This is a genomic window from Candidatus Thiodiazotropha sp. AKIB8 (assembly GCF_058244675.1).
Genome location: NZ_JBSYOO010000029.1, coordinates 1 through 25,428, shown reverse-complemented (window position 1 = coordinate 25,428; position 25,428 = coordinate 1). Strand labels below are relative to the sequence as shown.

The following is a 25,428-nucleotide window of genomic DNA, read 5'->3' as shown; positions in this document are numbered from 1 at the left end:
ACGATGTCAGTAAAAGAACATAATGGGGACTACTTCATACCCGAACCCAGTCCATGGCCAATAATTGGGATGTTATCACTGCTGCTCACCCTCTTCGGTGGTGCTCTTGCAATGAACGGGGTCTCTATCGGCGGATTTCTTGTTATAGCTGGTCTGATACTCTTTTTCTATCTGCTCTATAGCTGGTTTCGTGACGTCGTCATGGAAAATTTAAGTGGAAAATACAGCCGCCAGGTTGATACCTCTTTCCGCATGGGCATGTTTTGGTTTATTGCATCAGAGGTATTCTTCTTTATCAGTTTCTTCGGTGCACTCTTCTATATCCGCAATATTGCACTACCCTGGTTGGGTGGTGAAGGGTACCTTGGCATGACCAATGAGATCCTATACAGCGGTTTTGAAAATGTCTGGCCATCCCATGGCCCCGGTGAGATGGGGGGTGACTTCACCCCTATGGGAGCCTGGGGAATCCCAGCGATCAACACCTTGATACTGTTGACCAGTGGCGCAACGATCACCTGGGCCCATTGGGGATTAAAAATAGATAATCAAAAACAACTGGTCAACGGATTGATTGCCACGATTGCGTTAGGGGTGCTCTTTGTCATCCTGCAGGGCTATGAATATGGTCATGCCTACCATGAACTCAACCTCACACTGGAGACAGGTGCATACGGTTCAACATTCTATATGCTAACTGGTTTTCATGGCTTTCATGTGACGATGGGAGCAGTGATGTTGATGGCGATTCTTGGACGTAGCTTGAAAAGCCATTTCAGTTCACATAACCACTTCGCCTTCGAAGCGGTCGCCTGGTACTGGCATTTTGTCGATGTTGTCTGGCTTGGGCTGTTTGTTTTCGTCTACTGGTTGTAGATTCAGTTCTGTTGCCTTCTGATCATTCTTATTGAGGCAACAGACCGTGAGGGGTAAGTAAACCGAAAAAGTAACCCGCCATCAGTATGACGAATAGCAACAAAGAGAGTGCAACTCGAACAGTCAACGCACGCACCACACGCGTACTGTTTTCTTTGCCGTCATCCTTGGCCATGTAGTACATCCCCTGAAAGAGGGAAAAAAGAATGAATAGCAAAACCAGTAATACAGGTAATTTAAAGATAATGTCCATGATCATTCCAACCTTTGTCGAATCGGTTATCCACCCGCCGGCAGTGCTGTTTTGACGAAGGATAGTTTCACTATAGATGTTATGACAAGCAGCACGCACTATTTTCGCGCCCAGACAATCCCCACAATAATCATGGTAATCATTACCCCCATGCTCTGTGGCCTTGGCCTATGGCAGCTCGACCGCGCCGCACAGAAACGGCAACAAGCTTCTGCGTTGGAGATGCAACGAAACCTGCCTCCTCTCTCCTTAAATGATGAACAGCTGCCTCAACGTGATTCCATGTTGTACCGTCACGTCGTAGCAAAAGGACATTTTCTCAACGATAAAGCAATCTACATAGAAAACCGTAAACATTTGGGCAAAACCGGGTTTCATATCATCACACCACTGCAACTTTCAGGCAATGGCAGAATTGTTTTAGTCAATCGCGGTTGGGTCGCTCATGATCAGTTAGATGAAAAATTAAACCTGCCGCTGAATTCCATTCAGCAAATAGTTGATGGTGAAGTCACCATTCCGGAGGCACCAGCTATCGAACTGACACCTTCGAATCAACAGAGCCAGTCACCTCCGCAGTGGCCCTATCTGACCCTGCCCCGTTATATTGAATGGTCAGGTCTGGAGGTACTGCCAATGATGATTTTACAAACATCCAAAGACGATCTGGCATTTATTCGCCAATGGCCCACACCGAAGGTAAGTGACCTGATGCATATTGGTTACGCAATCCAGTGGTTTGCCTTTGCCATAATCGCTCTGCTTGTCTGGCTGCGTCTATCGTTGCAAAAAACGGAAGAGAGTGAAGTATGAGCAGCCTGGCACAGCAGTCCCCCCCTTCCCGCAGCCTGGTATCCTTGTGGATATTGATAGCTATTTGTTCATTGCCACTGATATTTTCCTGGTTGTTTTACATGAATCCCGATTGGTTACCTGGTAGCCGGGCCAATAACGGAACACTGATCGACCCGCAAAGAGCGGTAGCCGCGCTAACTCTAAACACAATTGAGCGGACACCCTTTGAGTGGAATTCTCTTGAGGATAAGTGGACACTGGTTGTAGTCAGTGAGTCAAGCTGTGATGCCGCCTGTGTTGAAGCGCTGATCAAAATACGTCAAATACGTCGCGCAACCGCAGCTGGCAGGCAACGCATTGAGCGTGGATTAATCATCTATCCAGACAGCAGTGGAAATATTGATATACCTTCATTAGATGGACTGGACGGTACACATCTCCTGATTGCTGATCTCGATCAGCGTGCAGCTGTGACATCCCTTTTCCCGCTAGCAGAATTTGAAGATAGTGTTCCGGTCTTTATTATCGATCCCAGAGGAGATTTGATGATGCGATATGACACCCCACAGATCACCTCAAAACAGATCCTTGAAGATCTGGAAAAACTACTCAAGGCCTCTCAAAACTGGTCCCAAGGAGGTCAATATGGCCATCAGTAATATCTCTACACGACACGCCATCAATTTTACATGGCAACACTATTATGAGCTGACCAAACCCAAAGTAGTGCTACTCATTGCCTTCACAGCATTGGTTGGTATGCTTTTGTCGGAACAGGGTTTCGTACCCTGGCAACCGATGCTGTTCGGTCTGCTCGGCATCTCTTTAGCTGCCGCCTGTGGCGCTGTCATCAATCACATTATCGATCAACGCATTGATAAAATGATGCAGCGAACCAGTAGACGCCCAATTCCAAGTGGCCACATGGACACCCAGCATGCAGGCAGTTTCGCCCTGTTTTTAGGTCTGGTTTCCATGCTGATGCTGTTTTTTCTTGTCAATCCTTTAACGGCACTACTGACCTTTATGGCACTGATCGGCTATGCACTGATCTATACCCTCTATCTGAAACGTAATACGCCGCAAAACATTGTTTGGGGTGGTTTGGCTGGTGCATCTCCTCCACTACTCGGCTGGGTAGCCATTACCGGGGAAGTCACCACCGAAGCGTTTCTACTGTTGTTAATTATCTTTGTCTGGACGCCACCTCACTTCTGGCCCTTGGCAATCCACCGTCGCGATGATTACGCCAAAGCTGACATACCCATGCTTCCGGTCACCCATGGCATCGATTTCACCAAGCAGCAGATTCTTATCTACAGCATCATGTTACTTGCTGTCACCATGCTTCCATTTGTGGTGCACATGAGTGGCTACCTCTACCTGTTCGGTGCACTCTCTCTTGGTAGTGGTTTCGTCTATCACGCTATTAAATTGTTACGTAGTGACGGACGGGATCATGCAATGAGGACTTTTACCTACTCAATCCTCTATTTGAGTCTGTTATTCACCCTGTTGCTGGTGGACCACTATTTAGTCATGGCTCTAAACTGAGAACAGATGATCAATCAGGCGCACCACTACTGTTGCGTAAATCCTCTTTAAACTACAGAAGCAGCTTTAAATGCCCCTCTTCCGCCAGAGGGGGGTTATAGAGGCAAGCCGCGAATGTTCGCAAATGGATTTTGGGCAAAAAACAGCGCAAATTCTCATACTCCCAAGGCCGTATTGGTGCGGCAGGGCCGTACCCTACGACTTTTACGGCAGCAGTCGATTAGACATTTCGTCTTGTACTGACCAGGACATACCTATCACAACGACCTGTTATCGGATCCAAGAGTGATTTAAGCTATATAGACTCAATAGCGTGTAATTCAGGATGGCAATAAGTGAAGGAATTATTAGCAAGGCTTACCCGTCAAACGGCATCTCTGTTCAGTCGCATAGCACAGCTCTACCACCCCCGAACCATTCGGGAGAAGGGCGTGTTCTGGGCCAGTGGACTTGGCACTGTTACCCTGATTGTCCTGCTTTTCCTGCTGGGCATCTATTGGAGCATCATGCCGGAGCCATTTGATGTCAAAAAAAATACCAGTAATGTTTTGACAGAAATGGAATTAAAGCCGGTTATTGGCTCCTACACCACAATCACCCTGTTAACGACTATTGAAACCCTGCTTGAAAAGCCTGGGGGCTACCTGAGCAATGATGTAATGCCACCCAGCGTCTTCCTCGACAATATGCCCAACTGGGAGTTTGGGGTATTGACACAAGTTCGGGATCTGGCCCGTTCACTTAGAAACGACATCAGCCGCTCCCAGTCTCAATCTACTGAAAACAAAGATCTGGCAATCACTGAACCTCAATTCAACTACAGCAATGACTCCTGGATCTTTCCATCAACCGAGGGAGAGTACTCCCAAGGTATAGAGGCCCTGAAACGCTACCTGACGGGCCTCTCACAAGAGGGTAAGCAGAATACTCAGTTTTATGCCCGAGCCGACAATCTAAGGGATTGGTTGGCTATTGTTGAAAAACGGCTGGGTAGCCTCTCTCAGCGTTTGAGTGCCAGTGTTGGGCAGGAACGAATCAATACCGATTTGGCAGGAGACCCTTCTGCTAGCCAATCGACGATGGCTAATGAGAGTATGACCGTACAGACACCCTGGCTGGAGATCGATGATGTTTTCTATGAAGCCAGAGGATCTACCTGGGCGCTGATCCATTACCTTCATGCAGTTGAGATAGATTTTCGGGAAATCTTAAGTAAAAAGAATGCGTTGGTAAGTTTGCGCCAAATCATTCGGGAGCTGGAAGCTGCCCAGGAGCCTATCAGTAGCCCTGTTGTATTGAATGGCAAGGGTTTCGGCATCTTTGCAAACTACTCTCTGGTGATGGCCTCCTACATCTCACGCGCCAATGCAGCAGTCATCGATTTGCGTAACCTGTTAAGTCAAGGATAGCGCCGGACAGTAGATCTATTGCAGCCTGTAAAACATTGGTTTGCCAATAAAACCATAAAACCCTGATGACGCCGATGGATTTTTCTGGCGTCGACAAAAGTAGACGAAGATAAACTCTATTCCGGCCGCACCCAATAGGAAAAAAGTTACCTCTACGCTACAGCATTAAGTGAAAAAAACAGCTGTTTTTTACTGATTTAGCCCTCCCCAGCTGTTCATCTGCTACAGAATCACTTGCCATACGCGTAAATATACTGATAATGGCGCACTTCGGTATCGGGCCCTGTGCTATAATGCGCCCGGTTTTAAGACCGCCCGCAAGGGTATACCTAAATATAATTGAGTTAAGAAATAAGTATGGCGAAAGAAGATTTCATCGAGATGGAAGGCACTGTGGTTGAAACCCTGCCAAACACCATGTTCCGTGTTGAACTGGAAAATGGCCATGTGGTAACCGCCCATATCTCAGGCAAAATGCGTAAGCACTATATCCGTATCCTTACCGGCGACAAGGTTACTGTACAGCTGACCCCCTACGACCTGACCAAGGGCCGCATCACCTATCGTGCGCGCTGAGGAAGAGTCAGCCTTCGTCGATCGATGTATCGGCTACTGGCTCGCCCTCAATATCAAATATAAGCTTGTCTTCCGAGACATCTACTTTGACAGCTCCGCCTGCTGATAGCTTCCCGAACAGCAACTCTTCTGCAAGTGGCTTCTTAATTTCGTCCTGAATCAACCGAGCCATGGGACGCGCACCCATCTTGGGATCGTAACCATGTGCTGCCAGCCATACCCTGGCCTCAGCTTCCACAATCAGATTGACGTTTTTCTCCTGTAACTGCCCTTCGAGTTCAAAAACAAACTTATCTACCACCTTGGCGATATGTTCCGGCGTCAATCCTGAGAATTGAATGATTGCATCCAGACGGTTTCTGAACTCAGGGGTGAACATCTTTTTGATCACCTCCATACCATCGCTGGTATGGTCCTGTGTAGCAAAACCTATGGATGAACGACTCATCTCCTGAGCACCCGCATTGGTGGTCATTACGATCACAACATTACGAAAATCGGCTTTCCGTCCGTTATTATCGGTGAGTGTACCGTGATCCATAACCTGCAGCAGAAGATTGAAGACATCCGGGTGGGCCTTTTCGATCTCATCGAGAAGCAGTACACAATGAGGATGTTTGGCAATCTCTTCAGTCAACAAGCCACCCTGATCAAAACCAACATAGCCTGGAGGCGCACCAATCAGTCTGGAAACGGTATGTCGCTCCATATATTCGGACATATCGAAGCGGATTAGATCCATACTCAGAATTCTGGCCAGTTGCCGGGTAATCTCAGTTTTACCCACACCAGTTGGCCCTGTGAACAGAAATGAGCCAACAGGTCGACCCTCGTTGACCAGTCCGGATCTATTCATACGGATTGCCGCAGTCAATGCTTCAATTGCCAGATCCTGACCGAACACAACCATTTTCAAATCTCTGGTCAAGTTACGTAGGGATTCTGTGTCGGATGTCGAGACTTTCTTCGGTGGAATACGAGCGATTTTAGCCACAATGGCCTCTACCTCATCCACATCAATGATCTTACGACGCTCTTCCTCTGGCTGTAGCTGTACATTGGCCCCAGCCTCATCGATTACATCAATCGCCTTGTCAGGCAAGTGGCGGTCATTGATGTACTTGTCAGAGAGCTCTGCTGCACTGTTAAGTGCGTCCTGTGTGTATTCGATATTGTGGTGCTCTTCGAAACGGGACTTGAGACCTTTCAGAATCTCTATGGTCTCCTCGACGGTAGGCTCTTCCACATCTATTTTCTGGAATCGGCGGGCCAAAGCTCTATCCTTCTCGAAGATCCCACGAAACTCCTGGTAGGTTGTTGAGCCGATACAACGCAGTTCCCCAGATGCCAAAACTGGTTTGATCAGATTTGAGGCATCCATAACACCACCAGACGCTGCACCTGCACCGATAATGGTGTGTATCTCGTCAATGAACAGAACCACATCTTTTTTGATCTTCAGTTCTGCGAGCACAGCCTTCAGTCGTTTTTCGAAATCACCCCGATATTTGGTGCCTGCGACAAGAGTGCCCAGATCAAGTGCGTAGATTGTAGCGTTCGCTAATATATCCGGCACCTCGGCATCGACGATCTTTTTCGCCAGACCTTCTGCAATTGCAGTTTTACCAACGCCTGCCTCGCCAACCAGCAGAGGATTGTTCTTGCGACGCCGACATAAAATCTGAATTGTTCTCTCAATTTCGCTATGTCGACCGATTAGTGGGTCAATTTTTCCTTGTTCCGCGAGTTGGTTCAGATTAGCTGCATAGTTGTCCAACGCACTGGCTTGATCTTCACCCTTGTTTTCAGTCGACAACTCTACAGGACTCTCATCATGGCCAACTTCATCAAGCTTCGATATACCGTGTGAGATATAGTTGACGACGTCCAAGCGGCTGACTTTCTCTTCATTCAGGAAAAAAACTGCCTGAGAATCCTGCTCGTTGAAGATAGCAACCAGCACATTGGCTCCAGTCACTTCGTTCTTCCCAGAAGACTGAACATGAAAAACAGCACGCTGCAGCACCCTTTGGAAACCAAGAGTTGGCTGAATTTCCCGCTCGTCACCATCAGGGATCAATGGTGTAGTTTCATCAACAAATGTGCGGATTTTTTGCCGCATCTTTTCGATATTGGCGCCACAGGCACGCAATACAGTCACTGCTGACGGGTTGTCCAGCAAAGCAAGTAACAAGTGGTCGACAGTCATAAACTCATGCTGTCGCTCTTTGGCGCTTTTAAACGCCTGATTTAGAGTGAATTCCAGCTCTTTGTTCAACATCTTGGATACTCCATACGTACCGCTTAGGTCTCTTCCATAGTGCACATCAGCGGATGCTGGTTACTACGTGAGTAGTCGTTAACTTGAGAGACCTTGGTCTCGGCTACGTCTTTGGTAAATACACCACAGACCCCTACACCTCGGGTATGTACATGCAGCATCACCCGAGTGGCTTTCTCCCTGTCCATACTAAAGAAGGCCTCTAAAACCTGAACCACAAATTCCATTGGAGTATAGTCATCGTTTAGAATAATAACCTTAAATAGCGGTGGCCTTTTTAATTTGGGAGCAGCCTCCTCTAATGCTAGACCATCGTCGTGTGATGTTTGTTCTCTATCGCTCATACTGGGTGATTCTAGCAGGCCTGCCTGACCTGAAAAGTTGATTTTTTTAAGGATTAATACCAATTCCTGGTAACACTATCCTAATTAACCTGTTAGTGACGAATAAAGCAATAATACTATTGTATATGGAGGGTATATCCCTAAATATCAAGACAGTTCACTCCTCATTGACACTCTGTAACTAAAAAAGCTCCTCTCTAATATACACAGATCTCATTTACAAACCGATATACATCCATGCATAGCCCCTATATCTGATGATTGAGTTGCAAAGGATCTCTTGCTCTACCAAGAGAGAGGCTTTCAGGCTCAGCTGATTTCTGCGACTTAACCGCCAAGCTGGTGGAGAGGTGAACGATATTTACGACAATACCTGAAGGATTTTAACTCCTCGAGAAGATTTCAGTAATATTATGATATAGGGTAAGTCATAATATCGACGTTGAAAAGGTTAGGGAAATTACCTATAAAATATCCAAATTATAGTTAAAAGTCAGATATTTGTTGACCCTTTAGTAATGCACACTATACTTCCTCATACAGTGTTGAGAATGGTTCCGATTAGAGGATCAAACACTGATTTTTTTGCCGTTGATTTGACGGCCTGAGCATTTAACTAAAGGCTGGTGCTAAGGCTGGTGGACAGAGTTGTTTCACGCCTCTCTGCTAATCATAACAACGTTGTGTGTTGCGTTATAAGTTGACTTGCGGACGGTGAGTGACGTGAACAGATAGACCCTACAGTTTGAGATAAACAATCTCATAAAACGGGTTCATCAGATCCTTGTCACATTCTTCTACAAGCCACTTGTAAGCTCCCCCAACAAACGTTCCACCATCCTGAGCTATCGTATATAGTGAGGAGTAATAGCTATGGCGACTGGAGTCGTAAAGTGGTTTAACAACGCCAAGGGCTACGGTTTTGTAACCCCAGAAGATGGAGATCAGGATGTTTTTGTCCATTTTTCATCAATTGAAATGGATGGATATAAGACACTGAAAGAGGGCCAAAGGGTCCAATTTGAGATAAGTCAGGGTCCAAAAGGTCTGCACGCAACCAATATTCAAAAAGTTGCTGCGAGTGGTGAGTGAATCTAAATAAAAATCAACTCTCGTAATATTTAATCAGCCGGTCTGGTTCAACCATACCGGCTTTTTTATGCCCTATCCAGAAAAATACCATCTGGCTGTTTCCAGATCAGCCCTCTGCCGATACTATTACACTCTAATTCAGTAAGGCCTTTCGAAATTCTTTAGATTAATCCTGCATGTTGATCCTATTCAATAAACCTTTTGGTGTCTTGACCCAGTTTACAGATGGTCAGGCACGCCCTACCCTGGCGGACTATATCACCACCAAAGGGGTCTATGCGGCCGGACGTTTGGATCGTGACAGTGAAGGTCTGGTGATCTTGACCGATGATGGAAAGCTTCAACACAGAATCTCACATCCCGCTAAGAAATCCTGGAAAACCTACTGGGCTCAAGTCGAAGGTACTCCCAGTGACCAGAGTATTGAGCAATTGAGGCAGGGAGTGGATTTAAAAGATGGCCCTACCCTGCCTGCCAAAGTCAGAAAAATAGCAGAACCTGCACTCTGGCCTAGAGATCCACCTGTACGTTTCAGGGCCAAAATCCCCACACAATGGCTTGAAATTCAGTTACAGGAGGGTCGAAATCGACAGCTTCGACGTATGACAGCATCTGTTGGCCACCCAACATTGAGACTTGTCCGTGTTGCGGTTGGCCAATGGCGACTAAAACAACTACAACCGGGTGAATGGCTGACTCTGGATTCTAAACCAAGCCGGGAAAAAGCAGATAGAGAAAAATTTCGACATGCCAGAAAACAGTAAAGTCATTGTTGGTCTATCCGGAGGGGTCGACTCTTCTGTCGCCGCCTTGCTGCTCAAACAGCAAGGCTATGCTGTAGAGGGCCTGTTCATGAAGAACTGGGAAGAGGATGACGATGAAGCGTACTGCTCTGCTGCAATTGACCTTGCAGATGCCCAGGCCGTAGCGGACAGGTTGGATATCCCGCTTCACACAATCAACTTTGCCACCGAATACTGGGATCGGGTATTTGCCTATTTTCTGGATGAGTACAAAGCTGGCCGAACACCCAACCCGGATGTTTTATGCAACCGGGAGATTAAGTTCAAAGCCTTTCTCGACTACGCCACTGATCAATTGAGTGCCGCGGCTATCGCTACGGGCCACTACGCCGCACTAGCGCATGATGAACAGCTCTATCGCTTGATTCGAGCCCAGGATGAAGGCAAAGACCAGACCTACTTCCTCTACATGCTGGGCCAGAAGGCGCTCTCTCATAGCCTGTTTCCTCTCGGGGATTTAAATAAACAACAGGTCAGGTCAATGGCTCAAGAGGCAGGTTTCCCCAATCATAAGAAGAAAGACAGTACAGGAATCTGTTTCATAGGCGAACGAAAGTTCCGGGAGTTTCTGCAACGATTTCTACCCGCCAAGCCTGGCGAGATAGAGGATTCTCAGGGGAACACCATAGGCCAGCATCAGGGCTTGATGTACTACACCCTCGGACAGCGGCAGGGACTGGGCATTGGTGGGCGTAAGGGTGCAGATGAGGCCCCATGGTTTGTAGCGGCAAAAGATCTTGATCGAAATGTTCTGGTTGCTGTACAGGGCCACCAACACCCCCTTTTGATGTGTAGCGAGATGGTCTGCAAACAGCTCCACTGGGTAAGTGGCCAGGGGCCGACGGAGCCATTCAGCTGCCTTGCCCGAATTCGTCACCGCCAAACTTTACAGGAGTGCCGGGTTCAGCCACTCGATAAGGATTGTTGCCAGGTGATCTTTGAGACGCCGCAACGAGCAGCCACACCGGGACAGTCTTTGGTGTTATATCGAGAGCAAGAGTGTTTGGGAGGTGGCATCATTGAATCAACGGATGCCCCGCCCTACAACCAGGCCTAATTACTATTAACCCGGCGACTAAGTATCTGCTATAGACTGATGGGGGGCAATCGAGCTGTATGATAGTATGTCGAATCGCAAGAATCTCAGCTCAGGAACAGTATGAAGTATCAGGATAGTGATCGTACGATTGCTTTATCAGGTATATATCAAGCAGCTACTCTGGTGCAGCAGGTAGCCCGCAAGGGTTTGGCCAGCACCGATACGATTTCACCCAGCATTAATAGCCTCTTCCAACTGGATGCCGAGAGTGTAGTCGATGTCTATGGTGGCCTCGAGGCCATTGCACCTGGGTTGCGTCAGGCACATAAACAGCTTAGTGGAAGCCAGGCTCGGGATGATGAATTGACCCGATATATTCTTAGCCTGATTCAACTGGAACGAAAACTGAGCCACCACCAGGAGAGATTGGAAATAATCAGAAGCGGTATCATGAATACCGCTGCACGATTGGCTCATTTCCCCTCTACCCACAGCAATATCCTTGGCGCTTTAGCTGATCTCTATGCTGAAAATGTAAGCACATTAAAACCAAGAATTATGGTCAGCGGTGAAACTGTCTTTTTGCAGAACAGCGACAATGTGAACCGAATACGCGCTCTGTTACTATCTGGTATCAGAGCTGCGATGCTCTGGCGTCAGACTGGAGGACGCCGTAGACAACTGTTGTTTAGTCGAAAAAATTACATCGAAAGTTGTAAAGCCTTGTTGGATAGGCTTTAACAAAGGGATACTCAGGCTATTTGCAGGTTCAATATCGGGCCTGAAACAGTAGTCCCTGTAGCAATCTTTTGGTTAGCTTCTATATTGCTAGTGGTCAATGGGGTAAAAATAGCGAATAACAGCCCAATACCCCTTGAACCATAATATAAAATAGATAAACAACAAAAAATAACAAGCAGTTATAAACTGTTTTTAAAGCTTTAGGAGATCCAAATGATAAGTAGCTTTGGTGCAGAAAGTGAGATAAAGGTGAATGGAACCACCTACCAGATTTTCAGACTGGATGCCCTTGAAAACACAGACCGCCTACCCTTTTCCATACGCATCCTTTTGGAAAACCTGCTTCGCCATGAGGACAATGTCACTGTTACTGCAGATGATATCAAAGCAGTTGCAAACTGGGATCCTAATGCTGAACCCAGCAAAGAGATTCAATACCGACCCTCACGGGTTCTGATGCAGGATTTCACAGGGGTACCGGCTGTAGTTGACCTTGCAGCAATGCGCGATGCCGTTGTCGAGCTTGGCGGCAATGCTGCGGATATCAACCCACTTCAGCCCGCTGAACTGGTTATCGATCATTCCGTACAAGTAGACCACTATGGGGATGAGAGTGCATTTGAACTCAATGCGAAACTGGAGTTTCAGCGCAACCGGGAGCGATATCAGTTCCTGAAATGGGGTCAGGGCGGTTTTTCCAATCTGAAGGTTGTTCCACCCGACACCGGAATCGTACACCAGGTGAACCTGGAATACCTGGCCAGGGTGATATCAGCGGAAGAGCGTGACGGCAAGTTACAGGCTTTTCCCGACACCCTGGTAGGCACAGACTCCCACACCACCATGGTGAATGGTATCGGCGTCCTGGGCTGGGGTGTTGGCGGTATCGAAGCTGAAGCCTCGATGTTGGGTCAACCTGTCTCAATGCTGATTCCCAAGGTTGTCGGCGTCAAGCTGGTCGGTAAACTACCTGAAGGCTGCCTGGCGACGGATCTGGTTCTGACCATTGTTGGACGTCTGCGTGAACACGGCGTGGTGGGTAAGTTTGTTGAATTCTATGGTCCTGCAATCGCTTCCATGCCGATGGGCGATCGATCAACCATCGCCAATATGGCCCCTGAATACGGTGCTACCTGTGGCCTCTTCCCGATCGACAAAGAGACCCTCAATTATCTGCGTCTGACCAATCGCAGCGAAGATCAGATCGCACTGGTTGAGGCCTATGCCAAGAAACAGGGCATCTACCATACAGCCAAGACAGCGGAAGCAACTTACAGTGAAACCCTGGAGATCGATCTCTCTGCCGTTGAGCCGAGTCTCGCTGGCCCTAAACGTCCCCAGGATCTGGTGCTTCTAAAAGAAGCCAAGTCGCAATTTATCGAGGCGGTCAAGGTCTTCAATGGCGGGGAGAGCCAAACAGTTGCCACCAATATCGACGGTGCTTCAACAGAAATCACTGATGGTGCGGTTGTGATCGCCGCCATCACCTCCTGTACCAACACCTCCAATCCTGCAGTAATGATGGGGGCCGGTCTGCTGGCAAAGAGAGCCGTAGATCTCGGTTTAACGGTTAAGCCCTGGGTAAAAACCTCACTGGGCCCTGGCTCCCGTGTAGTAATGCAGTATCTACAGCAGGCAGAACTTGATAAACCCCTGGAGACCTTGGGATTCGACCTGGTCGGTTATGGCTGTACTACCTGTATCGGTAACTCAGGCCCCCTACCCACTGAAGTATCCGAAGCGATCAGTGATGGTGACCTGACCGTAACCTCTGTGCTCTCCGGAAACCGTAACTTTGAGGGCCGGGTACATGCTGAAGTCAGAATGAACTACCTGGCATCTCCACCGTTGGTGGTTGCTTATGCGATTGCCGGCACCATGAATATTGACCTCTATAACGAACCTTTGGGCACCAGCAAAGAAGGCAAAACAGTTTTCCTCAAGGATATCTGGCCGAGCAGTAAAGAGATTGCAGATTGTATCGCTGAAAATCTGACACGGGAGGGCTTTATTGCCAGTTACGCCTCTCTGTTTGATGGGGATGAACGCTGGCGCTCTCTGGAAGCTTCTAGTGGCAGTCAATTCGAGTGGGATCCCGACTCAACCTATATTCAGCACCCACCTTACTTCGTGGATATGGAACTAGAGCCCGCTCCGGTGACCAACATCGAGGAGGCACGTTGCCTGGCTTGGCTGGGGGATTCGGTAACCACAGACCACATCTCGCCAGCCGGTGCAATCAAGGAGGATAGCCCGGCAGGACTCTATCTCACAGAACAGGGCGTAAAACCTGTCGACTTCAACTCATATGGTTCCCGTAGAGGCAATCATGAGGTGATGATGCGTGGCACATTCGCCAATATACGCTTACGTAATAAACTGCTTCCCGGCAGTGAAGGTGGTGTCACCAGACATCTCCCTAGCGGTGACGAGATGAGCATCTACGACGCCGCCATGCGCTACAAAGAGGAGTCTCTCCCAGCAATCATAATCGCCGGCAAGGAGTATGGCTCTGGCTCATCCCGTGACTGGGCAGCCAAAGGTCCTGCGTTACAAGGGGTGCGCGCTGTTATCGCTGAAAGCTACGAACGGATTCATCGCACCAACCTTGTCTGCATGGGCATACTCCCACTGCAATTTCTGGCCGGTGAGAGTGCAGAAACCCTGGAGTTGACTGGTGAAGAGCGATTCAACATCCCCAACCCTGGCGATAAAACCGGGCATAAAATCACAGTTACTGCGATAGCTGAGGATGGCACAGAGCGCAGCTTTAAAGTCACTGTGCGTATCGATACGCCAAATGAGGTCGATTACTACAAACACGGCGGCATACTGCACTACGTACTGCGCAATATGGTGAATCAGTCAGCTGCGGAAACTGCTGAGGAAGTCAAAGCCGAATAGATTGCCGTTCAAAATGGGCCTTTTCTTGGCGTGGATCTTTGTAATAGCTTGCTATTACGAAGATCCACAGCTCAGAAAAGGAGCGTTCTGACAGCCATACGTCGGTCTATGACTTGCTAAAAATACTTTAATTGCCACTCCCGGCTTAACCCCCATCTTCTCAGCAGGTATAATCCCCGCCTTTCAGAATTTCTGCGGAAATAGATAATATGCAACTCTCCTCCCTTACAGCGGTTTCTCCAATCGATGGTCGTTATGGCAACAAGACAGATGACCTGCGGCCAATTTTCAGTGAATTCGGGCTCATTCGCCATCGGGTGAATGTAGAAATTCGCTGGTTACAGGCACTTGCCGGCCACAATGACATACTCGAGATTCCCACTCTGAGCGAACATGCCAATAATATTCTCAGCGGCATTGTCGAAAATTTCAGTGAAGAAGATGCCCAGCGGGTAAAGAACATCGAGCGCACCACCAATCACGATGTAAAAGCGGTCGAGTATTTCCTCAAAGAGAAGATTGCAGGCAATGAAGAGCTTGAGAGCATCAGTGAATTCATCCATTTTGCCTGCACCTCGGAAGATATCAATAACCTCTCCCACGCCTTGATGCTGAGAGAGGGGCGCGGTCAGGTGCTGCTGCCACAGATCGATGAAGTAATCGAAAGAACCAAAGCGCTGGCCCAACAACTGGCAGATCAACCGCTGCTCAGTCGAACGCATGGACAGCCCGCATCCCCCAGCACCATGGGTAAAGAGGTGGCCAATGTTGTCTATCGTCTGCAACGCCAGCGGGATCAGATCGCAGCAGTTAATCTCCTGGGCAAGATCAACGGTGCAGTAGGAAACTATAATGCCCACATCTCGGCCTACCCGGAAATTAACTGGCCCGAATTCGCCCAGCAGTTTGTCGAGAGCCTGGGGATCAACTGGAACCCCTATACCATCCAGATAGAGCCTCACGACTATATTGCCGAGCTGTTCCATGCGCTGTCACGTTTTAACACCATCCTCATCGATTTTTGCCGTGATGTATGGAGTTACATCTCAGTAGGCTATTTCAAGCAGAAAACCGTAGCCGGAGAAGTCGGTTCCTCCACAATGCCACACAAGGTCAATCCCATTGATTTTGAAAATGCAGAAGGCAACCTGGGCATTGCCAACGCCATACTCGGGCATCTTTCAGAAAAGCTGCCCATCTCCCGCTGGCAGCGTGACCTGACCGATTCCACCGTACTCAGAAATCTCGGTGTAGGATTTGCCCATACCAGCATAGCCCTGCAATCGTTGCTCAAAGGGCTAAGCAAGCTGGAAGCCAACGGCGATGCCATGCTGAATGACCTGGATGAGAACTGGGAAGTGCTTGCTGAGCCGATTCAGACTGTGATGCGTCGTTACGGCATCGAAAAGCCCTATGAAAAGCTCAAAGAGCTGACCCGGGGACAAAGAATCACCCCTGAAGAGTTACAAGCCTTTGTGGATGGCCTCGACATACCTGAAACAGCAAAGGATTCTCTCAAGCGTCTCACCCCGATGAGCTATATCGGCAACGCCAGGGATCAGGCAGCTTCGATTTAATCCCACCAGCACTTACTACAACACTCTCGTACCCACGTGCCCGCTTGGGTACGAGGGACAGGCACCGTTTGATTTCGACATCAGGGTCTGTTCCGGCTGGTGGAGCCGATACGGCGGGCCAGTGGTGCGACTTACACTCTCGTTCCCACGCTCCCGCGTGGAATGCATACTTCAACTGGAACCACGCAATAATGTAGTGATCGATCACACAGAACAACCCAGGAACAATAGATACTCACGCTCAATCACAAGCATAATATCCATAATCAAAAAGGAGGCTTAGCGTCTCGCCTAAAGGGAGTTACACTAGTGCAATGCATACAATCAACTTCCCCAAATCAATAAATCGAGAAAAATTCCTTGCCGAATATTGGCAAAGAAAGCCCCTGCTGATACGTCAGGCGCTAGCAGATTTCAAGTGCCAGATAGAGCCCGATGAGTTGGCCGGCATGGCCTGTGAAGAGGGCATCGAGTCGCGTATGGTGCTCGAAAAAGATGGTGCAACCCCCTGGGAAGCCCGTTACGGCCCTTTTGATGAGAGCATCTTCGCCGAGCTGCCTGAGAGTCACTGGACACTGCTGGTGCAGGATGTGGACAAACACCTGCCTGAAGTAGCCAGCCTGCTCGACTATTTCCGCTTTCTTCCTGACTGGCGTCTTGATGATGTCATGATCAGCTATGCAGCAGATCAGGGTTCCGTTGGTCCACACACAGATGACTACGATGTTTTTCTGTTACAGGCGAAAGGTCGTCGGCGCTGGAAGATACACACCCAACCCGTAGATGAAGAGGACTACATACCTGGGCTCGATCTGAGAATCCTGCCAGAGTTTAAAGCAGAACAGGAGTGGTTACTGGAACCGGGAGACATGCTCTATCTGCCACCCAATGTTGCCCATTGGGGCATAGCAGAGGGCGAGACGATGACCTGCTCTGTGGGGTTTCGTGCACCAACCTGGCAGGAGATGGCCTCAGCCTGGTTTGAAGCCCGGATTGACCCCCTTCTGCCCAAAGAGCGCTATCGTGATCCACCACTTAAGCCACAGATTGCCCCAGCCGAGATCCTCCCCACCTCACTTGATGGATTCAAGGAGAAGCTACAAGCCTGCCTTGATCAGCTCAATCAGGATGAGCGATGGTTTGGACGATTCGTAACGGAATCCAAAGAACACCTGCAAGTCAATCCACCCCTGGAGTTATTGCAGGAGCAGGCCTTTCTCAACCGTTTCCGTGAACAGGCTATTATCTATAGAAACAGCTACAGCCGCATGGCATTCAGTCGCTTTGAACAGGACGGTATGGATACACTCTATATCAATGGAAACAGCTACACACTGCCCACAACATCAGGTGAGTTTCTGCCCGTCATCACCCACTACCGGGAGCTCCATTTTGGCTATCTACAGGAGTGGTTGGAACAACCCGAATATCTGAGCCTGCTCTGTAAGCTCTACAATGAAGGACACTTTGTCTTCAGCCATGAATAACAGCTATACCATCCGTCAGGCCAAATGGCCCGAAGAACGAGAACTGTTGCGTCAGGTCAGAGAGCCGGTATTCATCCATGAACAGGGTGTACCTGTCAGTATGGAGTGGGATGATAACGACCTGGTCGCCTATCACCTGATCGCACTGGATAGCCAACAAAATCCCATAGGTACCGCTCGTCTCCTGGGCAGTGGACAGATCGGTCGCATGGCGGTACTGCAAAAATGGCGTAATCAGGGTATTGGCACTGCCCTTTTGATGGAACTGCTGCAACGGGCCAGTCAGGTTGGACAGGAGCAGCTCTTTTTACATGCTCAAACCAGTGCAGAATCCTTCTACAAAAATGTTGGTTTTGTATCTATCGGTGAAATATTCCAGGAAGCTGACATTCCCCACCGTAAGATGATTTTCTCTTTTTCTGAAGAGCACAATGAAGAAGATCTTGCACTTGCAACACTGGGTAAAGATGATGAGCTATTTAATCTATCCAAACCTGAAGATCATCAGATACACGCAACCTCGATGGTAAGACAAGCCAAGCGAAGCCTTTGTCTACTCAGTTATAATCTTGACCCGGTCATCTATGATACCGAACCATTTCACGAAGCGGTAAAGCAACTTGCAATGAGGTCCAAATTCAGTCGTATTCGAATTTTACTACAGGACAACACCCTGGTAGTGCAACAGGGACACCGTTTGGTAGAACTCGCTCAACGTCTTCCATCCGTTATTGAGATACGCAAAGCAACGGACGTCTATCTTGAAATCGAGGAAAATTATCTACTGGTCGATGATTGCGGATACTTGCATAAGCAACAAGCAGCAAATGCTAAAGGCACAGCCCGCTACAACAACCGCTATTTTGTCGAGCGTCTTCAATCTCAATTCGATGAGGCCTGGGAATATGGCGTTCCTGACCGGGAGTTGTCGAGGTTGCATATGTAGCTGTCAACTTTGTATTGTTGATAGTGAAACGATGACAGCTAGGGCGCATTATATTATGGCTCTACGGAATCAGGATGAAGTTCGCCGCCAAAAAGGCTTGGCTACTATAATGTGTTGAAATAACGTAAGCGCCAAAATTTCAGCCTTATTACTGATCCTTTAATTATATGCTCCAAGGCAACAAGGCTTCCAACATTTCAGGCTAAAGATCGCGGCACGGGTAAGTACCCCTTGGGGTATATCGGCAAACAACCAGTCACGCTATCCGACTGCGAAAGGCCTGCAGCATTCTCTGCCAAGGCATTGCTTATCTGTAACTAACCATGGTCTCTGTACCCGATTAATGTATCCCACTAGTATAGTGGGTAGTGTAGTGGGTTGCATCACAAGTCTAGCTGTCCTTGGCAAACTGCCATCGCTGGGATAACACTGTTGCGTGGATGTTTTGATCAGTAGATATCTAAGAGCTGCCCACGTAATCCTATCGTAATGAGCTATGAAGTACTTAATTGACTGGCGTGTACTCCACAAAAGTACCACCACAATCTGCACATAATTCACTTAGCACAAACTGGATATCAATTATCAGGCCCATAAATACCAGGAATAGCACCATTATCACCTACAAAAAGTAATTGCACTTCTCCTTTTGTATATCCAGTTGGCAGTTCACCATAATTCCAATTCGCGCCTCCATCTCGAGTACTAAACAAACCATTAACAATGTTGCCTGGATAATGTATTCGGTCGTCAGCTTCATAAATTTCTACGCATGATGAGATAGAAACTAAAACATCATTATTATCTTGTTGTGTGTCTATTTTTCCGATATAGATAAGCTCATCAAGTGATAGCTCAGAGGATTGCATAGCGCTACAATCCCTACTAAATGGCGCCACTCTATTTAGATCCCATCTCATACCGCCATTGTCAGATAAGTACAGAGGTACGTATGAAAGATAACTATTCAATCTATGAGCTTTCAGCGTAGTCCATCCAATTAATCTATTGTTACCTATATAAGTAAGATTCTGCTTACATTCGTAGACTTCATTTGCAGGGTCCTCAGGATCTCCGCAGTCTGATTTGATATCCGATAAAGGATAATAAGTAATACCACCATCATCCGTTCTGGTAAGAATAGTATCGTTTCTGAATCCCCCACCCTCATCGGATACTGCTCCGGACTCTTGGCCATGCAATATGCTTGAAAATACATACGAAATGTCACCTAGATAATCAATCTCTGGTAGACCTCCTTGACCGAATCCGGTACTAGCAGACCAGTTACCCATTGCTGAACCAGTAATATCTGTATGGAGTAATTGAAAAGACCTCGGCGTTATTGGAGGATCGTTCGGGTCAGGGTGTTGCAGTCTTATAGCAGACAGATTCTGATTACCGGTAAAAACCAGGCTTTCATGTATTGCTTTTAATTCAGAAATTCTGTTGTAAGGATCCATACCAACTAGCAGCGGAGACCAGTCAAAGCTTACCGGATTCCATGTACGTCCATAGTCAACACCTTTGAACATCATGTGATGGCTCACACTGGTTATATTTCCATTATCATCAAGATGGTCATTATAAATAATATCAAGAAGCATTTCGCCACTGCCTAAATAGACAGCATTAAAAATATGAACAGAATTTTGATCAGAGATAGAAGTATCTTCTATGTTGAAGCTAAACTCTCTAAACGGGCTCCAAGTGAACCCTAAATCTGCTGATGAATAGATTTTAATAGTGTTGTCTACAGGTGAATTTCCTGTCACACCATCAATGACAAACGAGAATAGACGTGGAGGTTCAATGATTTTTGCCATTACACCCTCTTCGGAGCCTATACTACCTTTAAAGACCAGTGTGAATGGTTCTTTTTGATCCCAAGCCGCTTCTCTAAGTTGATACTCTACTGTAATCTCATCTTGATCGTGGAGTGAGTCGAATTCAGATAAGCTGTTATTGATGCCAGCACTGATTATAGGTTGTGCCAATTTTCGTTCGCCATTCTCAGTATCATAATAAAGATCGAAATCTCCATCACTGAAACTAAATGCTGTAGCTCCTGAATTATGTTCGCTAGTTGTATTTTTTATTTTGAATGTAACTCTTGGAAAACCAAGATCGTCAACAAATGATATAACATTGCTGATTTCCACATGCCCACGAAAGAAATAGTTAACAAATCCCGTACTGTATGAAGTTGCTCTCCTGAGAAGGTGGCCATGAGCAGCTTTCATGGTTGAATCATTTATGCCAGTTCCTAAGTGATGAATTTTTATATTTTGTCCTATTATATGATTATACAGGTCTTCATAATAAAGATTTAAAACACTAGCCTTGTCGTTTCTAAAGTGGGGATCTTGACCTGCTGCTGCTGCGTAACCATCATATCCATCCGAAGAGATAAACTTAATTACACCATGATACTGCTGACCAAGTTCTGTCGCGGCATTTACTGTAACAAGAGCTTGATTGGGTTGTGGCAACTGATATTTAGGCCCAGGTGCTAAATCACCATTTCTCAGTTGTATAAAATTTGTATCAATGCTAATGAAATTTGAATTAGTGAAGTCTGCAAGACCAACCATGTCTAAGCGATTGCTGAAAAAATGTCTTGCTGTTTCCATGATATTCAGATCAAGTGATTGATATTGAAAACTCGCTTCTGGTAAACTTTTTATATTAGCTCCTACATAGTGCTCATATTCGCTCGAAGGATATAAATGCTGATCTATTCGCACATGCTCTGGTGAAGCCATATCCTCAACCATGTGTGCCACCTGACCAAGAACCTGAAAAAACTGCTTTAACTTGCCCAGCCTTTCCGGTTTTGTAAGATCAGTATAACCCTGAAAAAAATATTCAATTGCATCTTTATTGGAATGGTCCTGAATATTCGCTCCTGTATAGGCAAGCGTATCTTCCAATGCCCAGTCCGCTGCTGTATTGGTAATCAAAGGAATCAAGCCACGCTCATTAACCGGATCGAAAAAATGATTCAAAGTCCTTGTTAAGGGATAATCTTCCTGATAAGCACCGCAATAGAACTGTTCAAGTGGATCAAATTGATTGTTTGCTCTTAAAATATCAGCACACTCTTCATCAGATTTTTCATCTACTGCAATGCTCAATTCATCGATACCAAGGCTTTCCATAAAATCGGCATTTGCCAGTATTGATTTCTGCAATGCAATTCTAGCCAGTCTTTTATGGGCAGTTGCATCATATGCTGATAGCTCATTTGAAAAAATGATGGTGAATGAGATAGCAACAAGTATAACTTTACGCACAATCCATACTCCCTTTCCTTCTGCACGGAATCAGGCTAAATAACACAATTTAACTCTATACATATGATGTTATTGTGTCACATGCTTGAAACACGCCACAAACCATCAGAGCCCTGAATAAATGAAACGATAAAGGCATGATCAACACCTTCAATGTCACGATTAACTACGTAGCTAGCATAACTTGAGTAGATCTTATATGTGTTTAGAGGAGAATAACTTTGTGTTATGTCTGAAAAGTAAGGCAGCAATAGATAGAATATTTCACTATATTTATCTCGATTCTGGTCTGCGAGATATCCCACGGCCAGCTGATGATTCTGCTGAACAAGAGCGAAATTCATGCTATCCCATAGATCTCGAATATGCAGGTCTAATTGCTCATGAGAGATAACATTCACGACCTGCTTAACGATATATTGCTCACCATTAGCAAGGGTAAATCGCGCCTGAGGGTAATAGATCCCTGGCACTCCATAATAGTAAAAAACTTCCTCATTAAATGAGGATGTAATTGTTTCGTCGTAAACGCTATCCCCTTCATAATCCACTTCAATTTGGACGATAGTAGCACCTAACGAGTTTGCAAAACTAAAAGTATTGGTGAACGGTGCAAGATTGCTTTTATCAGTTACATAAAAATCAACTGGATCTTGTCCCTCTCTAGTTACTGATATACTTTTACTGAATTTCATTCGCGATAATGATGTTGCGGTTGCAATCAACTGATTTTCACCTTCCGCCAGAGGCACTCTTGCAATAAATTGATTTCCATTAGGCCCATCGATCCGTTCCGCAATAATCCCATTTACTGTAATACCTAAGTTTTGATCTGTAGTGATCGTGCCTTTAACAATTACATAGTCACTATTGATAACCGCCTCATCCAATGGTTCGATAATTTCAAAAGCGGGTATTGCATGTCTGGCTGGATCATTAGGATAGAAATCACTGCGATTATCGATACTATCGCCATCCCTGTCAAAATCATTATTATCCCCCCTCCTGTCGCCATCGATATCATAGGCTTCTGTCGAATCTCGGGGAAATAGATCAACATCGTCAGCTACGCCATCTGCATCATAATCACCGTCAGTCAAGTTAGGTGATACAGTAACCTTTATAACATCATATGCTTCTAATCCTTCATCACTGGTTACCGTCAAGATAAATGCTAGTTCAGTTTCTAATCCAACAGCTGGCAGGTAGACTTGTGTTGAAACATCATCAGGGTTAGCAATCAAGGCTTCTGGTCCTTTTACTTGCTCCCATTTGAAATTCACTATCGCTCCTGTTTGGGCTTGACTGGCTGAACCATCAAAAATTACTTGTGTATTTTCAAGAGCCTGTTGATCTGTACCTGCCATCGCGATTATACCTTGAGTTACTGGTAACACCTCGATACTGATCGGGTCTACTGCCATAGCAACTAAACCGCCTATTAAGGAGTTATACACATCAACCAACGCAAGAGTAATAGTTGTTCGCTCGTCAACCATAGGCGCAGTAAATGATAATGCATCACCAGAATCTAGCGAGTTTAATATTGGTGGCCCATTCAACTGATACCAAGTCAGCCCTCTACCATAGTCAGTGCACCCACCAAGCGGGTCACACTGTTGAGGTATAAGAACCTGACCTGTCAATTCAACTTGGCCATTAGAGAAAACTGCAATATCATCACCAGCACTTATGATGGAATTTTCATAATCAGGATTAACAATAAGAAAAGACTCATCGTCAATTATATTACTCTCCGCCCCACTCAAATCAGTCACGGACAAACCAATATCAACTCTACTTACATCATTAACATAGGGTAGTTGTATTACAGGTTCTGCTGAATTGTCCAAAAATGTTACATTAGGTCCTGAACTTTGCGTCCAATTAAAAGAAGCAATGTAATCATCATTATCGTAGCTCCCGCTACCATCCAATTGCAACGTACCACCAGAAAGAGCCACAATTTGAGGTTGAATGAAATTTGCACTTGGCATTGAATTAGTATAACCAACTGACCAATACATCATGTCATCATTTTGATTACCTTGATCGTCAACAACTGTCAGAAGAAACACATATCGTACAGAGTCATGTATAGGTAATGGCTCGAAACCACTATTTATCAATTCTACTGCTGGACCACTGATCTGTTGCCAGTAAATTGTATCAATTGAGCCATCGCTATCCGTACTATCACTGGAATTGAGTCTCAGACGATCTTCGTGGTTCCAATAGTGTGGAGATGTTCTTCTATCAGGACCAGCATTAGCAATAGGTGCTTCCCCGGTGTTAACATCTGGATTTAGTGTAATAACAACATCATCAGTAGCTGTACCACCCTTGTCATCTGTTACAGTCAGGCGAATTGTATAGTCACCGGCTACGTTATCTGTTACGTAGTTTACTGGCGTCGTGAAGGCAGTCGAATAATTGCTATCACCTAGAAAACGCTGAAGAATTATTTGTGGATTAGATGGTGAATCTATTATTTCCCATTCATAGGATACGATTTCACCATCCGGATCACTACTTAAGGCGCCATCAACTACTATATAGTGGTTACTTAAAGATACTCTATCCAGACCTGCATTAGCTTGTGGCAATATATTCTCAGGAACATCCTCCCGACGAATGATATTTAGCACAATTGTATTGCGGCCTAATGCACCACTTCTATCTGTTGCCGTCACCTCGAAAATCAACTGGGTAGTATCATCAACTTCTGGAGCTAGTATTCTTGCTTGCTCTCTGTATTGTTTATATTGCAATGTCACCGGTGGGCCACTTATCTGACTCCAACGATATGATTCCAAAGTAATAGAGTCACCAGGCTGTACTCTGAACAAAGTCGTTGCATCCATGAGATGGTAATTACCTTCAACGACTGTTTGTATGGGTAATGAAATAGCTTCAGGTGGAATATTATCTAAAACACTAATTGTTATTTCATCTGATGAGCTTGAGCCTTGATCATCAGTAACTACCAACCTAAACAGAATAGGGGTATCAATATCAACTTCAGGTAACCTAAATGCAACTTGTGATGAATTTAAATCACCCCAATAAATCTGCGCTACGGGGCCGGACACTTGTTCCCATTGATAAGATGATATTACTCCATTCGGTGAGCTGCTCTGTTCACCATCCAATATAATAACACTTCCTTCTACACCTTCTCTATCCTCTCCTCCATTCGCAATCGGTAACTGGTTGCTATTTTCCGAACTCTGAATCAACACACTATCTCTGCTGATCGATCCTGAGTTATCAATAACCGCCAGAGTAAACGTTAACTCCGCATTGGCTGGCATTAGAAAGCTTGGGCTGGCGGTATGACTCTCCTGTAGCTCAACTGATGGCCCTCGACTCTGATACCAGTTATAGCGAACTATCGATCCGTCAGGATCACTACTTCCACTGCCATCCAGCTGCACAGTCACACCTGAATCCAC

19 protein-coding genes are annotated in these 25,428 nt (G+C 46.3%); 14 read left to right on the top strand and 5 right to left on the bottom strand.

From position 1 onward, the window contains the following. Nucleotides 1-3 precede the first annotated feature (3 nt). On the top strand, nt 4-876 hold the full coding sequence (locus AC4IFB_RS06680; protein ID WP_490779741.1) for a cytochrome c oxidase subunit 3: 873 nt from the start codon (nt 4-6) through the stop codon (nt 874-876). 28 nt (nt 877-904) lie between these two features. Here AC4IFB_RS06680 and AC4IFB_RS06675 read toward each other — a convergent pair whose 3' ends face one another. Then, on the bottom strand, nt 905-1,129 hold the full coding sequence (locus tag AC4IFB_RS06675; RefSeq protein WP_490777025.1) for a twin transmembrane helix small protein: 225 nt from the start codon (nt 1,127-1,129) through the stop codon (nt 905-907). Between the two features lie 81 nt (nt 1,130-1,210). On the opposite strand from AC4IFB_RS06675, the gene AC4IFB_RS06670 reads away from it, so the two are divergent. The 5 genes from AC4IFB_RS06670 to infA all read left to right on the top strand — a co-directional run bounded on the left by AC4IFB_RS06670 (nt 1,211) and on the right by infA (nt 5,463). Then, a complete protein-coding gene (locus AC4IFB_RS06670) occupies nt 1,211-1,942 on the top strand; it encodes an SURF1 family protein (protein ID WP_490779740.1) in 732 nt (243 codons plus the stop codon). Beyond that, nucleotides 1,939-2,583: a redox-active disulfide-containing membrane protein gene (locus tag AC4IFB_RS06665; RefSeq protein WP_490779739.1), complete on the top strand. Its 645-nt coding sequence runs from the start codon at nt 1,939-1,941 to the stop codon at nt 2,581-2,583. The genes AC4IFB_RS06670 and AC4IFB_RS06665 overlap by 4 nt, the downstream gene beginning before the upstream one ends. Further along, nucleotides 2,570-3,478, top strand: coding sequence for a heme o synthase (gene cyoE, locus AC4IFB_RS06660; protein ID WP_490779738.1), 909 nt, complete (start codon nt 2,570-2,572; stop codon nt 3,476-3,478). The genes AC4IFB_RS06665 and cyoE overlap by 14 nt, the downstream gene beginning before the upstream one ends. 335 nt (nt 3,479-3,813) lie before the next feature. Beyond that, complete coding sequence (locus AC4IFB_RS06655) at nt 3,814-4,887, top strand: DUF2333 family protein (protein ID WP_490777029.1); 1,074 nt, start codon at nt 3,814-3,816, stop codon at nt 4,885-4,887. Between the two features lie 357 nt (nt 4,888-5,244). Continuing rightward, complete coding sequence (infA, locus tag AC4IFB_RS06650; RefSeq protein ID WP_068995306.1) at nt 5,245-5,463, top strand: translation initiation factor IF-1; 219 nt, start codon at nt 5,245-5,247, stop codon at nt 5,461-5,463. A 7-nt stretch (nt 5,464-5,470) separates the two neighbouring features. Here infA and clpA read toward each other — a convergent pair whose 3' ends face one another. Both clpA and clpS read right to left on the bottom strand, forming a co-directional pair. Then, entirely contained in the window at nt 5,471-7,744 is a 2,274-nt protein-coding gene (clpA, locus tag AC4IFB_RS06645; protein ID WP_490777030.1) for an ATP-dependent Clp protease ATP-binding subunit ClpA, read from the bottom strand. 23 nt (nt 7,745-7,767) lie between these two features. After that, nucleotides 7,768-8,088, bottom strand: a complete 321-nt coding sequence (gene clpS / locus AC4IFB_RS06640; protein ID WP_490777031.1) for an ATP-dependent Clp protease adapter ClpS — start codon at nt 8,086-8,088, stop codon at nt 7,768-7,770. Nucleotides 8,089-8,961: 873 nt separating this feature from the next. Here clpS and cspD point away from each other — a divergent pair. From cspD to AC4IFB_RS06600, 8 genes are all read left to right on the top strand, one after another. Then, nucleotides 8,962-9,180 (top strand): cold shock domain-containing protein CspD, encoded by a 219-nt coding sequence (gene cspD / locus AC4IFB_RS06635; protein WP_490777032.1) that lies wholly within the window; start codon nt 8,962-8,964, stop codon nt 9,178-9,180. A gap of 176 nt (nt 9,181-9,356) precedes the next feature. Further along, nucleotides 9,357-9,944 carry a pseudouridine synthase gene (locus AC4IFB_RS06630; protein ID WP_490777033.1) on the top strand — a complete coding sequence of 196 codons (588 nt, stop codon included), beginning with the start codon at nt 9,357-9,359 and terminating at the stop codon, nt 9,942-9,944. Beyond that, entirely contained in the window at nt 9,928-11,040 is a 1,113-nt protein-coding gene (mnmA, locus tag AC4IFB_RS06625) for a tRNA 2-thiouridine(34) synthase MnmA (RefSeq protein ID WP_490779737.1), read from the top strand. Before AC4IFB_RS06630 ends, mnmA begins: the two co-directional genes overlap by 17 nt. 102 nt (nt 11,041-11,142) lie before the next feature. Next, nucleotides 11,143-11,763 carry a high frequency lysogenization protein HflD gene (gene hflD / locus AC4IFB_RS06620; protein WP_490777035.1) on the top strand — a complete coding sequence of 207 codons (621 nt, stop codon included), beginning with the start codon at nt 11,143-11,145 and terminating at the stop codon, nt 11,761-11,763. Nucleotides 11,764-11,976: 213 nt separating this feature from the next. Beyond that, nucleotides 11,977-14,667, top strand: coding sequence for an aconitate hydratase AcnA (gene acnA, locus AC4IFB_RS06615; protein ID WP_490779736.1), 2,691 nt, complete (start codon nt 11,977-11,979; stop codon nt 14,665-14,667). A gap of 209 nt (nt 14,668-14,876) precedes the next feature. Beyond that, a complete protein-coding gene (gene purB / locus AC4IFB_RS06610; protein WP_490779735.1) occupies nt 14,877-16,244 on the top strand; it encodes an adenylosuccinate lyase in 1,368 nt (455 codons plus the stop codon). Between the two features lie 314 nt (nt 16,245-16,558). After that, nucleotides 16,559-17,731: a JmjC domain-containing protein gene (locus tag AC4IFB_RS06605; RefSeq protein WP_490779734.1), complete on the top strand. Its 1,173-nt coding sequence runs from the start codon at nt 16,559-16,561 to the stop codon at nt 17,729-17,731. Next, complete coding sequence (locus AC4IFB_RS06600; protein WP_490779733.1) at nt 17,724-18,677, top strand: GNAT family N-acetyltransferase; 954 nt, start codon at nt 17,724-17,726, stop codon at nt 18,675-18,677. Before AC4IFB_RS06605 ends, AC4IFB_RS06600 begins: the two co-directional genes overlap by 8 nt. A 578-nt stretch (nt 18,678-19,255) precedes the next feature. Here the strand turns inward: AC4IFB_RS06600 and AC4IFB_RS06595 are convergent. Both AC4IFB_RS06595 and AC4IFB_RS06590 read right to left on the bottom strand, forming a co-directional pair. Continuing rightward, the gene (locus AC4IFB_RS06595) at nt 19,256-21,973 is read right to left on the bottom strand and encodes a phospholipase C/P1 nuclease family protein (RefSeq protein ID WP_490779732.1); all 2,718 of its coding nucleotides are present in this window, start codon (nt 21,971-21,973) and stop codon (nt 19,256-19,258) included. 77 nt (nt 21,974-22,050) lie between these two features. Beyond that, complete coding sequence (locus AC4IFB_RS06590; RefSeq protein ID WP_490779949.1) at nt 22,051-25,410, bottom strand: PKD domain-containing protein; 3,360 nt, start codon at nt 25,408-25,410, stop codon at nt 22,051-22,053. Between the last annotated feature and the right edge of the window lie 18 nt (nt 25,411-25,428).

Excerpts from the sequence above, each read along its gene's own strand:
- AC4IFB_RS06670 (WP_490779740.1), top strand. The coding sequence starts at position 1,211 with ATGACAAGCAGCACGCACTATTTTCGCGCCCAGACAATCCCCACAATA.
- AC4IFB_RS06600 (WP_490779733.1), top strand. The coding sequence starts at position 17,724 with ATGAATAACAGCTATACCATCCGTCAGGCCAAATGGCCCGAAGAACGA.
- purB (WP_490779735.1), top strand. The coding sequence starts at position 14,877 with ATGCAACTCTCCTCCCTTACAGCGGTTTCTCCAATCGATGGTCGTTAT.
- hflD (WP_490777035.1), top strand. The coding sequence starts at position 11,143 with ATGAAGTATCAGGATAGTGATCGTACGATTGCTTTATCAGGTATATAT.
- acnA (WP_490779736.1), top strand. The coding sequence starts at position 11,977 with ATGATAAGTAGCTTTGGTGCAGAAAGTGAGATAAAGGTGAATGGAACC.
- AC4IFB_RS06630 (WP_490777033.1), top strand. The coding sequence starts at position 9,357 with ATGTTGATCCTATTCAATAAACCTTTTGGTGTCTTGACCCAGTTTACA.
- clpS (WP_490777031.1), bottom strand. The coding sequence starts at position 8,088 with ATGAGCGATAGAGAACAAACATCACACGACGATGGTCTAGCATTAGAG.
- AC4IFB_RS06680 (WP_490779741.1), top strand. The coding sequence starts at position 4 with ATGTCAGTAAAAGAACATAATGGGGACTACTTCATACCCGAACCCAGT.
- AC4IFB_RS06675 (WP_490777025.1), bottom strand. The coding sequence starts at position 1,129 with ATGGACATTATCTTTAAATTACCTGTATTACTGGTTTTGCTATTCATT.
- AC4IFB_RS06665 (WP_490779739.1), top strand. The coding sequence starts at position 1,939 with ATGAGCAGCCTGGCACAGCAGTCCCCCCCTTCCCGCAGCCTGGTATCC.
- cyoE (WP_490779738.1), top strand. The coding sequence starts at position 2,570 with ATGGCCATCAGTAATATCTCTACACGACACGCCATCAATTTTACATGG.
- AC4IFB_RS06605 (WP_490779734.1), top strand. The coding sequence starts at position 16,559 with ATGCATACAATCAACTTCCCCAAATCAATAAATCGAGAAAAATTCCTT.
- infA (WP_068995306.1), top strand. The coding sequence starts at position 5,245 with ATGGCGAAAGAAGATTTCATCGAGATGGAAGGCACTGTGGTTGAAACC.
- clpA (WP_490777030.1), bottom strand. The coding sequence starts at position 7,744 with ATGTTGAACAAAGAGCTGGAATTCACTCTAAATCAGGCGTTTAAAAGC.
- mnmA (WP_490779737.1), top strand. The coding sequence starts at position 9,928 with ATGCCAGAAAACAGTAAAGTCATTGTTGGTCTATCCGGAGGGGTCGAC.
- cspD (WP_490777032.1), top strand. The coding sequence starts at position 8,962 with ATGGCGACTGGAGTCGTAAAGTGGTTTAACAACGCCAAGGGCTACGGT.